Raw genomic sequence first — 14,615 nt, forward strand, 5'->3', positions numbered from 1 at the left:
CGATTGCAACCGGCTGTACCGCCGTGGCTCCCCTCTCCGCGGGAGAGGGGCCGGGGGTGAGGTTACACCATCCGGCACGGTTTTTTCGTTTACGCCGCATTACCATACGCTTCTATTGCCCATGAAACGCTTTTTTCTTGCCCTGCTCCCACTGCTGCTCACCATGGCGGCCCGCGCCCAGCGCCCTACCGACATCTGGTATTTCGGCCAGCAGGCCGGCCTCACCTTTGCCGATGGCAACACGCCCAAGCCCCTGAACGACGGCAAGATGAGCACCTACGAGGGCTGCGCCGTAGCCACTACGGCCAAGGGCGAGCTGCTCTTTTACACCAACGGCGAAACCGTGTGGAACCGCAAGCACCAGCCCATGCCCAACGGCCGCCAGCTGATGGGCAGCGGCAGCAGCACCCAATCGGCCCTCATCGTGCCCGACCCGGGTTCGGGCAACATCTTCTATATCTTCACGGTAGCCCCGCAGGGCACGCCCAACGGCCTGCGCTATTCGATAGTGGACATGACCCGCGCCGATGGTTTCGGCGACCTGCCCCGCGTGAACCTGCTGCTCATTCAGCCGGTGGCCGAAAAGCTGGCCGCCGTGCGCCACGCCAACGGCCGCGATACCTGGATAGTGGCCCACCGCTGGAACTCCAACGCCTTCGTGAGCTACCTCGTCACGGCCGACGGTGTATCGGCCAAGCCGCTGATGAGCAACGTGGGCAGCATGAACGCCGGCCCCGGCCGCAATGCCATCGGCGCGCTCAAGTTTTCGCCCGATGGCAAGCACCTGGCCGCCGCGCTATGGAAAGAAACCAACAAGTTCGAGGTGTATGATTTCGACCGCAGCACCGGCAAGGTGAGCAACCCGCGCGGCTTCGGGCCTTACGCCGAGGCCTACGGCGTCGAATTTTCGCCCGATGGCAAGTTTGTGTACGGCACCTGCAACGGCGTGGGCGGCGGCGAAACCCAGATTTGGCAGTTCGATTTAGCCAAGAAGCCTGCTCCACCGGTGCTGGTGGGCAAGTCGGCCAATCGCAAAATCGGGGCGCTCCAGCTCGGGCCGGATGGCCGCATCTACGTGGCCCGCGAGGACAACCCCAACCTCGGCGTTATCGAGCAGCCCAACGTGGCCGGCAAGGACTGCAAGTACGTGGACGAGGGGTTGAAGCTGGGCGGCCGGCGCAGCAAGCTAGGCCTGCCCGCGTTTGTGGTAGTGCCGTAGAACAACGGAGAAAAAGAGAACGTCATGCCGAGCTGCGCTCGGCATGACGTTCTCTTTTTCTCCTCTACCCCCTTAATTCGAGCTGCCAATTTTGAAGCGCAACACGCCAAACGCTACCGAGCTATAAGGCGAGTCTTCGCTGAGCAGGCCCAACACGTCGCGGGTGCTGATGCCGGCTTCCCATACCGGCGAAACCAGCGTGAGGCCCAGCGGCAGGCTCTTGCCGTAGCCCGCGCCGCTCGTGACGCCGCTGCTCAGCTTCAGCCAGCTCAGGGGTTTGTAGTCGAGGCCGAGGCCTACGAAGGTGGTGGTGAGGTTGCCGGCCACCTTGTTGAGGGGCGCGGTTACGTCGAGGCCGGCTTCGAAGAACTTGTTGAGGCGCACGCCGCCGCCCAGACGCAGCTTGGCGGGCAGGGCGGCGGTGCGCTCCTTGGCGGTGGTGTAAGTGAAGAGGTTTTGCTTATCGGTATCGAACTGATTGCTGATTTCCTTGAACACGTTGTAGGTTTCGACGCCGGTAGAGGCCGTTTGCTGGAGCTTCTGGTCGGAAGCTTCGAGCACGTTGGCGGTCCAGGTCATCGAGCCCATGTCCGTTACGGAAGCGCCGAAGCGGAATATTTTGCCGATTTCGGCCGACAAGCCGGCGTCGAAGCCGTTGCCGTGGCCCACCGGCTTCAGTCCCGAACCCGACTCGTAGTTGAAGTTGGGATTGCTGGCCAGCGCGCCGTAGTTGATGCTGAACACCGGCGAGAACGCCGTGTAGGCCGTCAGGTCGCCGCCGTTCACCCGGATATCGGCAATGCCGATGCCCTGGATGTAGCGGTAGCCCGCCCCCAGCGCCAGCTTCAGGCCGTTGTTGTGGTACACCTGAATGCCGTAGGCCACGTTGAACTCGTTGGTCACGGCCATCTGAATGCTGGTTCCGTCGAGCACCGTGGAAATAAGCGGCGCGTTGGGGTTGGTGGGCGTGGGCGCGCCGCTGGTGTTGGGCGTGGGGTAATACTGCTTCACCACGGCGGCATTCTGGCCGTTGATGATGATGTCGGCGGCGTTGCGGTTGAGGGCCAGGTGGCCGCCAACGCGCTGCCGGCTGCTGAACGCCAGGCCACCCAGGCCGTTGGGCAGCGTTACGGCCAGGCCGAAGAGGTTGGTATCGACATTGAAGTTCAGCACGTTGTCGCCGGAGAGCTGATTAACCAGCGTGGCTTTTTCGGCGGCCCCGATGCTCTGGCTGCCGTCGTAGATGATGTGCTTGAAGGTGGTTTTGCTCAGCGACTGCGAGCCGATGCCCGCCCCTACTTCGCCGATGGTGAAGGCCACCCGGAAATTGGTGCTGCGGCCCAGGTTGGCGGGGTTGATGCCGATGGCCTGGTAGTCGCTGGCGAAGGTGTTGATGACGCCGCCCCGGCCCGTGGCCGAGAAGTTGCTCAGCTCGTTTTGGGCGAAAGCCGTGGCGGGCAGGGCCAGCCCAGCGGCCAGCGATAAGAAGCGGAGAGATGGTTTCATAGGGCGAGAATGTGCGGTAAGCTTTAGCTTGCCGGTTAATTGTTGGAAAACGGGCCAACGCCGGCCCCAAAGTTAATCGGCAAGCGGAAGCTTACCGCACAAAATGCCTCCCAAACGCCTCTCCGCCGCTGAGTATGCCACCGGCATCCGGGCCGGCTCCCGCACGGTGCTGGGCCGCGCCATCACCCTCGTCGAAAGCACCCTACCCAGCGACCACGCCCTGGCGCAGGAGGTGTTGCAGGCAGTATTGCCGCACACCGGGCGCAGCCTGCGGGTGGGCATCACGGGCGTGCCGGGCGTGGGCAAAAGCACATTTATTGAGGCACTGGGCCGGTATTTGGTCGAAACCAAGGGCCTGAAGCTGGCCGTGCTGGCCGTGGACCCCAGCAGCCAGCGCGGCGGTGGCAGCATTCTGGGCGACAAGACGCGGATGCCCTGGCTCTCGGCCCAGCCGGCAGCGTTTATCCGGCCCTCGCCGGCTGGCAGCAGCTTGGGCGGGGTGGCGCGGGCCACGCGCGAGGCCTTATTATTATGCGAAGCAGCGGGTCACGACGTCATTATCGTGGAAACCGTGGGCGTGGGCCAGTCCGAAACCACGGTGCACGGCATGGTCGATTTTTTCCTGCTCCTGATGCTGGCCGGGGCCGGCGACGAGCTTCAGGGCGTGAAACGCGGCATCATGGAAATGGCCGATGCCCTGTGCATCACCAAAGCCGACCACGGCAACGAGCAAGCCGCCCGCCGCGCCCGCCTCGACTACCAAAGCGCGCTGCACCTGTTTCCGGCCGCGCCCTCGGGCCAGGTGGTGCCGGTACTGCTCACCTCGGCAGTAGACGGTACGGGCATCGGGGCCGTGTGGGAGGTCATCGAAACCTATGCCGCCGCCACCCGCACCAGCGGATATTTCGAGCGCCGCCGCCAGCAGCAACAGCTGCAATGGCTGCACCAAAGCATTGCCCAGGCGCTGAAAAGCCGGTTTTATGCCGATGCGGCGGTGCGCGAGCGGCTGCCCGCGGTGCAGTCGGCAGTGGCGGCCGGGCAACTCACGCCGTTTGCGGCGGCCGAGGAATTGCTGGGGCTGTAGGGCGGGGCGGGCGCGTGGGGGTGCGGCAGGAATTGCGGCGGGGCAAGGTTTGGGCTGACGTGGAATGCAGCGCAGCGCGGGCTGACGGACGGAATTGTTGGCGCGGCCACCTACATTCGCTTTTCCACTAATACCCAATGGCTTTATCAACTGGGGCGCGTCTGCAATGCTCGCCAGTGGGGCTTTCCCACAATTCTCGAACACCTTTTTTAACTACTGATGAGAAAGATGCACCCTTTGTCTGCCGTCTTTTTGCTTGGGGGGATTCGTGGTGGTAGGCGATGCGGCCACCCAATCGACCGTTTCATTGAACGAAAGGTCTAGCCTTTTCGGGCTGGTAAGTCCGACTCGCCAGTGGTTTGGTTGTGCTGCACCATGTCCCGAAGTTGGCCCTCGGCAGAGCGTTGCGCCTGTGGAGTAAACGCGGCGGGGTATTGGCCTAGGAAGTGCCGCAGCTGAGCTAAGAGTGGGGATACCGAGCGGGCACTGGAAAACACCAGCTGGTAGCGATAGCGAAACACGACATTGTACCCGGCATGAGCGGAGTTCAAGCCAAACTTATAGATGCCAATTCCGGGCGATTTGGCACTCCCCAACAAGGGCACTTGGAAAAGGGCTTGCCCATCGGTTGCCTTATCCGCTTCGTGGGTGAACAACAGAAACCGCAGCATTTCGCGGTCGAGGCGCGTTTGCTTAGTGGCGGGGACCGTGCGCGTGATGACGGACTCCACTTGGATGACTTGGCCTGCCACGTCGACCGTCGTTAGGCACCATAACGCCAAAAAGAGAATGATTTTCATACGATTCAGCCAGAAGCAAATTAACCCTCCTTTCAATGAACGGTAGGAACTAGCCCGACACCTGCTGGTCAGCTGGCCCTTACAGCGCGGGGTGAGTTTAAGAAACCCGTCTACGAATCAACGTTTACGAAATGTACGAAAGAGATGAGTTTCGTAAACGCCCATGCTGGCGCGCGTCTGCGACGCGCTGCCGACTGGGTTCGAGCCTGTGGCTCGGGGCGTGCTGGCGTCTGGTGGCGTTGGGCAATGCCCGAGCCAGAGGCTCGAACCCAGTCGGCAGCGCGTCGCAGACGCGCACCAGCTCGTTCCTCCAGCTCGTCCCTACCCCCGGCGGGGGCGCAGGGCCAGATAATCCAAATAATACAGCACCTTCACCGACACCGAGTTATTGTGCGGGGTGTTGATGGTGTTACTCAGGTTGTCGAAGTAGAGCGGGGTGGCGGCGTTGGCTTCGAAGAAGGACGCGCCGGCATTTTTCCAGACGATGCTGACCTGGGAGCCGGGCGCGAACCACCAGGAATACACGGCGTCGATGTTGAAGGCATTGAAGGTGTTGTCGCGGTTGCGGTTGTAGGCGGGTTCGGGGGTTTCGAGGCCGTCGGGGTGCAGGCGCGAGAAGTCGCGGTAGTGCACGTTGCTCACGTAGTGCCGCAGCCGGATGTTGAACGACATGCGGTTGGTAAACGTGTAGGTGGCCGTGGCGGTGTTGGTGAAGGTGGTAACGTTGCGACGGCCGAGGAGCACGTCGCCCTCCTTGCCGCCGAAACGGCGGAACACGGGCGCATCGGTCGAGTCGGAAGCGTTGAGGCCGCCGGCGTAGCCAATCTGGTTCAGCCGCCGCTCGTAGCTGATGGCATACACGAAGCTGAGCTGGTTGCTGGCCCGGTAGCGCGGCCCCAGCGTGAGGGCGTAGGTGTAGCGGCCGGTGCGGTCGCCGTCGGCAGTAAATACGCGGGCCCCGTATTTGACGTCCCAGGCAAATTTCTTGCGATAGTCAGAAGAAAAAAAGCCGTTGAAGCCCACGTTGGCAGGCTTGCGCACGTAGTATTTGCCCAGCGGCGCGCGGCGCGGGTCGAAGTAGTCGCGGGTGAGGGGCGCGGCGTCGATGTCGAGGCCGGTGGTGAGGAAGTTTTTGGTGAAGGTGGTGTTGCCGCCCAGGTACACGCCCATGTCCTGGTAAAGCATGGGGCGCTCCAGCAGCGAGTAGCCCACGGCGGCGTAGGTGCTCAGCTTGTTCACTTTCCAGAACGGCGTGTAGATGTTGTAGCTGGCGCTGGCCGATTGCGAGATGTTGTTGTTGGCGAAAAGCAGGCCCAGGTCGTTGGGGTTGTAGGAGTGCGACTCGATGCCGTGGTCGACGCTCCAGGTGAATTTGCCCGAGACTTTGCCGTAGTTCAGGTAGTACTTGTAGCCGTCCTGGTCCGCGACTTCATCCTGGGAGCCAAAGGCTTTGCCCCGGCGGTTGGAGTATATCACGCGGCCGTTGATGGCGTAGGAGTTGGCCTTGTTGGCGAATTTGAAGAGGCCGCCGGTCACGTTGGCGTCGTAGGTGCTGCCGGCGCGGGTCACGTTGGTGTTCACTAGGCTCACGTAGGAGTTGTTTTTGAGGCTCTGGTCGAGCACCACGATGTTGTAGTTGCTCAGCGGCTGGGTGAGCACGTCGCGCCGCTCGCCGGTGGTGCTGTCCTGCACGGTGGCATATACGTCGTTGCTCACGGCATTGAAAATGCCCACGCCCAGCCCCTTGCTGGTACGGCCCGATACTTTGGTGGCATTCAGCAGGCGCGTGATGCCGGGGTTCTGCACAATGAACTCACCGCCTTGGCGCTTGCCGTCGGCCATCCGGGTGCCGGCGTGCAGCTGGCCATCCACGGTGCCAAAGCCCAGCGGCTGTGCCCCCACCCGCCGCGAATAAAACAGCCCGCCCTTGTTGAACAGCTCGGTGCCTTCCGTGAAAAAGCCCCGGTTTTCGTTGTACTGCACCTCGAAGGGCGAAAGGTTGAGCACCTGGTTATCGCTCTGCACCTGCCCGAAATCAGGCACCAGGGTGGCATCCAGGGTGAAGCTTTCGTTGATGCCCCACTTCACGTCGGCCCCGCCGTTGAAGGTGGTGGTGGCGTTCTTTTTGCCCTGCTCGTTGTAGGGGTAGTGGTTCAGGTAGGTGCTCACGTAGGGCGTGAGCGAGAGGCGCAACGGCGGCTTGAGGTCGCGCAGGCCGGTGAGCTCGCCCCACTGGTTCACAAAGCCGTCCACCTGCGGCTTAACTTCGTTCCAGAAAAATTTCTGCCGCGAGCTGCGCCGCTGCCGGACAAAGTTCAGCCCCCACACCTGCTCAAGGGCCTTGCTGAAGCGAATGGCCGAATAGGGAATCCGGATTTCGGCTACCCAATCGGTGCCGTGCAGGGCGGTGCGCGAGTCCCACACGGCGTTCCAGTTACCGTCCTCGCCGTTGGTGGGCGAGAGGCGGGCATCGGCCTGCACGCCACCCGAAGTAACGATAAATTGATAGCCGTTGAGGTGGTCGTCATAGGTATCGAGCAGCACCCCGAACCAATCCGAATTGCCAATATTATCCCGGTTGCTCAGCTCCCGCAGAATGGAATCCTGCGACACGTCGTGCATAATGGCCCCCACGTAAATCGCGGCATCGTCGTAGAGCACGCGCACTTCGGTGGGGTGTTTTTCGATGGGGCCGGGCGTGGGCTCCAACTCATAAAATTTGGTGGCGATGGGGGCCGACTGCCACACGGCCTCGTCGAGCAGGCCGTCGAGCTTGGGCGGGGTGCTGATGCGCGTGGCCTGAAGCTGGCGCTTGGGGGCCGGCCGGGCGGCATCGGTAGCCGGCGTGGCGGCTGGCCCCTTCTGGGCCTGGGCCACGCCAATAAATAAGCTAAACCAACAAAGCAGTAGATAACAACGCATAGTAATTGTCCGAAACAGAATAACCTTCGGAGGGGCCAAGAGATGCAAAACTAAGCAGGATAGTTGCTTGCGGGCGGCCGATTTCCCAGCTCACGCCAGCATAAGCGGGCATAAAAAAGCCGGTTTCCCACGAGAAAAACCGGCTTTTTCGCTTTCCTGTCGCCCCTATTCCTGAGTCGAAATCATCATGTTAAAGTTCTTACCATCGGTGTGGCCGGTGAGCTTGCGGTACTTAGCCGCCAGCGCGTCGGGCTGCTTTTTGCCGTTCACCGTCAGGCCGGAGCTGTTGAGCTGGAACTGCAGGTTTTTCTCATCGGCCCCGATAATGCCGTCCTTGCGCAGCTCGCTCCGCAGCTCATCCGTGTCGAGGCGGGGCGGGGCCGGCGGCGCGGGCAGGGGCGCCATCGGCGGCATGGGGGCCATGCGCGGGGCGCGGGGCGGCCGGGGCGGCGTGGGGCCAGTGCCGTTTATGATGGTGCTGCTGTCGCTGCTGCGGGTTATCACCATCGCATTATTGCCGGTCAGCGGGCGGCCGGTATTGCTTTCGTGTAGCTTCAGGTATTTCTGAAACACCTTCGACGGCTGCTCCTTGCCATCAATCACCAGGCTGCGGGCCGTGAGCTTGATTTGGTAGTGGTTGGGGTCTTTCAGCAGGCCGTCCTTCTGCATCTGGTCCAGCAGGGCCTCATTGCGGTCGCGGTCACGGTCGGCGCGGTCGCGGTTGCGGTCGGCCTGGTCCTGGCCACGGTCGGCGCGGTCCTGCTCCAGGTCGCGCAGCTCCTGCTGCGACTCACGGATGCGGTCCTGGAGCTCCTGGCGGCGGTCGCGGGCTTCCTGGGCACGGTCGGGGCTTTGGCGCTGGGAATTACGCTCCTCCTGGCGCAGCTCCGTGAGGGCGTCGCGGGTGGCGCGGCGGGCCTCATCGCTGAGGCCGGGGTCGCGCAGCGTGGTTTCGAGGGCACGGCGGGCTTCGTCGATGCCCTGGCTGGCGGCCTGCAGGCCAATATTGAGGCCCACGTTGCCCAGCTTCAGGGCGTTGGTTACGAGCTGGCTCAGGGCTTTATCATCGATGTCGATGTGCACATTGCTATTGCTGTCGCTCGCACGGCGTTTGCTGTCGTAGGTGTACGTGCCGCTTTTACGGTCCATCTTCTGGGCTGCTTTATCCATTTCGCGGCCCATTTTATCCAGCTTGCGGCCGGCTTTGTCGAGCTCGCGCCCGGCGCGGTCCATCTCACGGGCGTGGTCGTCCAGTCGGCGGCCTTCCCGGTCAGCCTCGCGGCCGGCCTGGTCCAGCACGCGGGTGCTGTATTCGAAGCGGCGGCCCGGGCCAGCCTCGGGCACGGGCACTACCGTTACCTGCTGGCCGGCGCGGCGCTCGGCTTTCGAGGGCTTATCGGTGGGCACGGCCACGGGCTGGCCGTTCACTACCAGGCTGGTCAGCCGGCCTTTTTTGTCGCGGGTAATCACCACGGTGCCGGGGTCGGCGGGGCGGGTGCCACGGGCGGTATCGGCGGCCATCGGGGCGGCGGTTGATGATTGGGGCGGTTGGCTATGCGGAGCCAGGCCAGTGGCCAGCGCCGGGCGCACCAGGCGGCGCACCGTGGGCAGCGTGGCTTTGGCCAGTGGGCCGGCCAGGGCCACGCTGCCGCCCAGCAGGCCCAGCCCACCCAGCAGCAGCGCGCCGGCCATTATGCCTTCGCCCAGTGTGGGGGCGGCGGGGCGGCGCTGCACCAGGCGGCGCACCCGCAGCAGCAGGGCCCCGGGCTGGTTGAAGGCAGCCAGGGCCAGACGCGGCGTGGGGGCCACGGCGGCACTCTGCGTCCACTCGGCCAGGGCGGTGAGGGCGCGGGCCAGCCGGAGCGGGTCGCCGCCCACGAGGGCCGTGGCGGCATCGTCGCAGCAGTTTTCGCGCTCGGTACGCACGCAATTGGCCACAAACCACACCGCCGGATGGTAGAAAAACAGCACCTCGGCCACGGTTTGCAGCAGGTTCACAAGGTAGTCGCGGCGCAGCACATGGGCCAGTTCGTGGGCCAGAATAGCCTCCAGACAAGCCGGCGATAAGCCCGCCACCGTGCCCAGCGGCAGCAGAATCACGGGCCGCAGGTGGCCCACCACCAGCGGCACCCGCACCAGCGCCGACTCCAGCAGCGCCACCGGCCGCTTCACGCCGCTGCGGGCGGCCAGCGCGGCCAGCCGCTCCTGCCACGCCGCCGATAGCGGGCGCACCCGGTAGCGCCGCAGCCGCTGCACATACAGCAGGCCGCCCAGCATGCGCAGGCTCATGGCCAGCAGGCCCAGCAGCCAGGCCAGCACCAGCAGCGGTAACTGGTTGTTCAACGCATGGCTGAGGGACTGCGTGATGGCCTGAATCGCGGAAGGCAGGGCCAGCGCAGCCGAATCCGGAGCCGCAGCTGCGGCCGGTGCCGGGCGGGGCGCGGCACTAATCCCAGCAGCAGTCATTCCCCCCGCTTTAGCGTCAGACACTGCACCCGCTGCGGGCATCCCGGCCGGCTTCAAATTGCCCACCGTTTGGCTTGGGGTTGCCTCCCAACCCAGCAATGGGCTTTTGTCAGGGCTCGAATTCATATACAGCCCGAACGTGATGCCGGCCAGCGCCACCACCACCCCCAGCGCCCCGGCCGAAGCCGCGTAGCGCACCTCGGCCCGCTGCCGGCGCAGCAGCAGCAGCGCCCCGGCCAGCACGGCCGCCACCAGGGCACCCTGCCACAGCGAGTGCAGCAAGGTCCAGCCCAAAGCCCGCGTCAGCGCGGGCGAAACGAATTGCTCAAGCGTGGTCATCGTCGTCGGAATTAGGAGTGGAATTCTGGATTTCAATGTCATTCAGCAGGCGGCGAATCTGGGCCAGCTCGTCGGCCGAGGTCTGGCGGCTGCCCAGGGCCTGCATCACCAGCTTCAGGGCCGAGCCGCCGAAGGTGGCGTCCACGAACTTATCGAGCAGCAGCCCCTGGGTTTCCTGCTCGCGCACGGCGGCCCGGTACACGTGGCTGCGGTCGGCATCGTCGCGCCGCACCAGCGCCTTCTCCAGCATCAGCTGCAAAATCTTAAGCGTGGTGGTGTAGCCCACCTCCACCTGGCGGCGCAGGCTCAGGTGGTCGTTGATGGCCCGCACCGTGGCGGGCCCGTGCTGCCAGAGCACGTGCAGGATTTCCAGCTCGGAATCCGTAGGTTTGGGGGGCGGTGCCTTGCTCATGTCGAAAGATACGAGGTTACTACGAATTATTTCGTAGTATGACACAAAGATTATACGAATACATTCGTAGTTGCAAGATTTATCTACGAAATAATTCGTACTAAATCCAAACACAGGTGCAAGCCCTTGATTTTAAGGGCGATAAATTTTATTCAAGAAGGCGAATATTTCTGCTTTTACGGCAGCTCAGCGGGCGAAGCAAAGGGCTGCCTTCGCCCCTACCCACGCTTAAATGGCTATTACTGCTTGTCCCGGCGCTTCGTGAGCGTGACGCGGGCGCGGTGGCAGATGCCGCCCAGCGGCGGATTGAACTTGCTCACGCTGACTTTCACCTTGCGCACGTGCGGCAGCTCGGCCGTAATGCGGTCGAGCACGCGGTGGGCTACGTGCTCCAGCAGGCGGGCAGGAGCGCGCATTTCCTCGGCCACGAGGCGGTAGAGAATTTCGTAGTTCACCGTCTGCTGCAGCTTATCAGACTCGCCGGCGGCCAGCAAATCGGTTTTGATGTAGAGGTCGACGCCGTACTTATTGCCGATTTTCTGCTCTTCATCATAGTAGCCGTGGAAAGCAAAAAACTCCATGCCTTCGAGTGCAATCTGGCCCATGAGGTGAAATGGTGAGGTGGGGAAATGGTGAGCACAATACGCGCAGCGGCAAGCGACCGCAGCCCCGGCTACGCTGCGAAAGCGACGCCACAAAGGTTGCCTCATAAAACCTCATAAAAGAAGAAAGCCCACCACGAAGGCAGGCTTTCTTCTTTTATGAGGTTTTATGAGGCAGCTGAATCCTGATAATCCGTCAAATCCGTTAAATCTGCGGTCTAGATTTCATCGAAGAACGACCTCTCCGCCACGGCTGCTTCCACTGGCGCAGCGGCCTGGGCCGGGGCGCCAGCGGCCACCATGCCGGGCTGGCCGGGGTGCGTTACGGGCGAAGGCTGGTTGATTTCGGGGTAGTTGGGCGTGGTGGGCTGAATGTCGGGCGCGGTGGGCTGCACGTAGGGCGGGTTGGGCTCGGGCACCTGCGAGGGCGCGGGCGGGTCGATGTGCGGGGCGGGCGCGATGCCGGGGTTTTCGGCGGGCGCGCTGGGGCGCTCGATGTCGGGTCGCGGGGCTTGGGCGGGCGCGCCGGGGTCGGGCTGCTGGCCGGGCTTGGGGTTGTAGCCGGTGGTTTGGGCGGCGCGCTCCAGGGTTTGCTCGGCGCGGCCAAAATTGCCGGGGGCAAACGATGCGGGCGTGGCCGCCGCGACAGCGGCAGCAGACGAAACGGCGGATGAAGAAGTGACTTGCATGGCGGCAGGGGGTTCGGGCGTGGGTTCGGCGGCGGCTTCCTTGGGCCGCTCTACCTGTACGCGAGCCGCGCGCGAAAGGATGGCCGCCGCGCCGCCCTTGGGCCGGTTGCGGGCTTTCTCCACCTTGTCGAGCGCATCGGAGGCGAGGTGGTGGAGGTCGCGCACGAGGCCATCGAGCTGCTGCTCCAGGCGCTGGCACTCCTGGCCCAGGCCGCCTACTTCGCGCTGCATGTCAGACACCGTTTTTTCGGCCTGCTGGTAAGCGCCGTCCACCACTTCGCGGGCGCGCTGGCGGGCTTCGCTGAGGATGCCTTCGGCCTGAAACTGGGCTTCGCGGATGCGCAGGTCGGCATCGCGCTGGGCCTGCTCGGTGATATTGTTGCCGGTGTCCTCGGCCGTTTTGAGGGTGCGGTAGAGGCTGCTTTCCACTTCGCGCATCTTCTGCACGTCGTGCTGGGCGTGCTCCAGCTTGAGGCGTAGCTCGCGGTTTTCGTCGCCCATGCGCTCCCATTGCTGCGACACGGTGGTGAGGAAAGCCTGCACCTCGTCGCGGTCAATCCCCCGGAAGGATTTTTCAAACGTTTTCTGACGGATATCGAGGGCGGTGAGTTTCATTTTTTTAGCTGTTAGCTTTTAGCTGCTAGCTATTAGCTGTGGTGGTAGGTGCGCGGCAATCGTAGAATGAGCCTATTATTTCGAGGAAGCTGACAGCTAATAGCTATTGGCTAACAGCTTCCAATTGCCAAACGGCCAGGCTGCGGTCGTCGCTACACGAAACTAGCCGGTTTTCGGTGCCCGGCCAAACCAGGCGGTTCACCGAGGTGCCGTGCCCGGCGGCGCGGGCGCGGTCGAGCACGCGCAGCAGCGTGAGCGTGGCCGCGTCCCAGAGCTTGATGCTCTTATCGAGGCTGCACGAGGCTAAGTAGCGGCCATCGGGGCTAAAAGCCAGGTGGTTGATGGTGTACATGTGGGCCGGCACGGTGTCGAGCAGGGCGTAGCCGGCGGCCACGTCCCAGCGCCGAATCTGGGCATCGCGGCCGGCCGTGAGCAGGTACGCGCCATCGGGCGAAAAGGCCACTGAAAACACCGAGTTGGTGCTTTCGCCGAGGGTGTACTTGGTTTCGAGCGAGTCGAGGTCGAGCACGCGGATGAGGTGGTCGGAACTGCCCACAACCAGCTCGCCCCGGCACTCGTGCAGCACCAGCGTGCGCAGGCTTTTATCGGCGAGGCGCAGCAGTTTTTCGAGGCGGAAATCGGGCAGGCGCAGCACGGCCAGCGTGCCGTCGCCCAGCCCCGCGTACAGGCGCTGCCGGCTCTCGGAAAACACGATTTCGAAGATGGCCACCGGCGGCAGGGCCGTGGCGTGAACCAGCTCTTTCTTCGCTAAATCGATGGCCTGAATGCCCTGGAAGTTGTGTCCCAGCACCAGCAAGCCCAGCGTTGGCAGGTGGCGCAGGGCGTACACCGAGTTCTGCACGCGGGCCAGCAGCTCGCCGTCGCGGGCGGGCTCGGCGGCATCCCAGCCCACCACCATGCCATCGGCGCTGCCGGAGTAAACGTGGCTGCCGGAGCCACCCGTGAGGGCGTACACGGCATCGCGGTGGCCGGCAAGGGTGGCTATTCGGGTAACGGGCGGGCGGAAGATTTCGGGCATAACGGGTGGCGCAAAGGTAGCTTTGTTTGGAAGTAGGGCCACTTTGTCATCCCAACTGTCATCCTGAGCGCAGCGAAGGACCTTATCACCTTTGCACCGATTGATTTACTGCGAAACGTTCTGACGTAACAAGGTCCTTCGTTGCGCTCAGGATGACAGGTGCTCCCGCTTCCCAATCCCCGCTTCCCGCTCCCAATAATGCCCCTGCACTCCCTCCAGCGCCTCTCCCCTACCGCCGTGCTGGGCCTCTGGCACCTCACCGAAACGCCCGCCGAGCTCTGGGCCGGGTTGCCCAACGCCGCCACCTACCAGCTGCTGCTGCCCGCCACCGCCGACCCCAAACGCCAGGCGCAGTGGCTGGCCGGCCGCCGGCTGGCCCACGCGCTGTTCGGCGAATTGCCCACGCCCCTAGCGCCCGAAACCGTGGTGCGCAACGATGCCACCGGCCGCCCCTGGCTGGCCGGCGCGCCCGCCAATACGGTGGTTTCGCTGTCGCACTCCGGCGAGTGGGCGGCGGCCCTGCTGGCCCAGGATGGCCGGGCCGGGGTCGATATTGAGTTCATTCGCGACAAAGCCCAGCGCTTGGCCGGAAAATTTCTGGCCGAAAACGAGTGGGCCCACGCCCGCGCCGCCACCCCGGTGGCCGAAGCGGATGCCCATTACACCCTGCTCTGGAGCGCCAAAGAAGCCCTGTATAAGCTGGCGGCCCGGCGCGGCATCATTTTCCGCCAACAGCTGCTGCTTCACGAATTTAGCGCGGCGGAATCCGGCGAAATCCCCGCTACGTTAGTGCTGGACGGGGCCCAGACCCGGCACCGCATTTGCTATACCCAACCCGCACCCGGCTACGTGCTCACGTACTGCCACGAACCGGCCGGGTAGCCGCGAGGCAGTAGCCCGCGCCGTTTTGCCTTACCTTACC

General features: G+C 63.7%; 11 protein-coding genes. 3 read left to right on the forward strand and 8 right to left on the reverse strand.

Features of this window, described 5'->3' with window-relative positions; genetic code table 11:
• Window positions 1-121 precede the first annotated feature (121 nt).
• Window positions 122-1,219: a WD40 repeat domain-containing protein gene (locus tag HBN54_RS03950; protein WP_168671863.1), complete on the forward strand. Its 1,098-nt coding sequence runs from the start codon at window positions 122-124 to the stop codon at window positions 1,217-1,219.
• A 72-nt stretch (window positions 1,220-1,291) separates the two neighbouring features.
• On the opposite strand, the gene HBN54_RS03955 is transcribed toward HBN54_RS03950, so the two are convergent.
• Window positions 1,292-2,725, reverse strand: coding sequence for a DUF5723 family protein (locus HBN54_RS03955; protein WP_168671864.1), 1,434 nt, complete (start codon window positions 2,723-2,725; stop codon window positions 1,292-1,294).
• A gap of 103 nt (window positions 2,726-2,828) precedes the next feature.
• On the opposite strand from HBN54_RS03955, the gene meaB reads away from it, so the two are divergent.
• Window positions 2,829-3,809 carry a methylmalonyl Co-A mutase-associated GTPase MeaB gene (meaB, locus tag HBN54_RS03960; RefSeq protein ID WP_168671865.1) on the forward strand — a complete coding sequence of 327 codons (981 nt, stop codon included), beginning with the start codon at window positions 2,829-2,831 and terminating at the stop codon, window positions 3,807-3,809.
• Window positions 3,810-4,129: 320 nt separating this feature from the next.
• On the opposite strand, the gene HBN54_RS03965 is transcribed toward meaB, so the two are convergent.
• From HBN54_RS03965 to HBN54_RS03995, 7 genes are all read right to left on the reverse strand, one after another.
• A complete protein-coding gene (locus HBN54_RS03965; protein ID WP_168671866.1) occupies window positions 4,130-4,609 on the reverse strand; it encodes a hypothetical protein in 480 nt (159 codons plus the stop codon).
• A 321-nt stretch (window positions 4,610-4,930) separates the two neighbouring features.
• The gene (locus HBN54_RS03970; protein ID WP_168671867.1) at window positions 4,931-7,531 is read right to left on the reverse strand and encodes a DUF5916 domain-containing protein; all 2,601 of its coding nucleotides are present in this window, start codon (window positions 7,529-7,531) and stop codon (window positions 4,931-4,933) included.
• A gap of 165 nt (window positions 7,532-7,696) precedes the next feature.
• Window positions 7,697-10,336, reverse strand: coding sequence for a M56 family metallopeptidase (locus HBN54_RS03975; RefSeq protein ID WP_168671868.1), 2,640 nt, complete (start codon window positions 10,334-10,336; stop codon window positions 7,697-7,699).
• Window positions 10,323-10,748, reverse strand: coding sequence for a BlaI/MecI/CopY family transcriptional regulator (locus HBN54_RS03980; protein ID WP_168671869.1), 426 nt, complete (start codon window positions 10,746-10,748; stop codon window positions 10,323-10,325). The genes HBN54_RS03975 and HBN54_RS03980 overlap by 14 nt, the downstream gene beginning before the upstream one ends.
• Before the next feature lie 239 nt (window positions 10,749-10,987).
• The gene (gene folB / locus HBN54_RS03985) at window positions 10,988-11,353 is read right to left on the reverse strand and encodes a dihydroneopterin aldolase (RefSeq protein WP_168671870.1); all 366 of its coding nucleotides are present in this window, start codon (window positions 11,351-11,353) and stop codon (window positions 10,988-10,990) included.
• 215 nt (window positions 11,354-11,568) lie between these two features.
• Window positions 11,569-12,654 carry a DivIVA domain-containing protein gene (locus HBN54_RS03990; protein WP_168671871.1) on the reverse strand — a complete coding sequence of 362 codons (1,086 nt, stop codon included), beginning with the start codon at window positions 12,652-12,654 and terminating at the stop codon, window positions 11,569-11,571.
• Window positions 12,655-12,757: 103 nt separating this feature from the next.
• Complete coding sequence (locus HBN54_RS03995; protein WP_168671872.1) at window positions 12,758-13,693, reverse strand: WD40 repeat domain-containing protein; 936 nt, start codon at window positions 13,691-13,693, stop codon at window positions 12,758-12,760.
• A gap of 198 nt (window positions 13,694-13,891) precedes the next feature.
• Here HBN54_RS03995 and HBN54_RS04000 point away from each other — a divergent pair, with 198 nt between their 5' ends.
• Complete coding sequence (locus HBN54_RS04000) at window positions 13,892-14,575, forward strand: 4'-phosphopantetheinyl transferase superfamily protein (RefSeq protein ID WP_168671873.1); 684 nt, start codon at window positions 13,892-13,894, stop codon at window positions 14,573-14,575.
• The last annotated feature ends 40 nt before the right edge of the window (window positions 14,576-14,615 follow it).

This window comes from Hymenobacter artigasi, from assembly GCF_012275535.1.
Classification (GTDB): Bacteria; Bacteroidota; Bacteroidia; order Cytophagales; family Hymenobacteraceae; genus Hymenobacter; species Hymenobacter artigasi.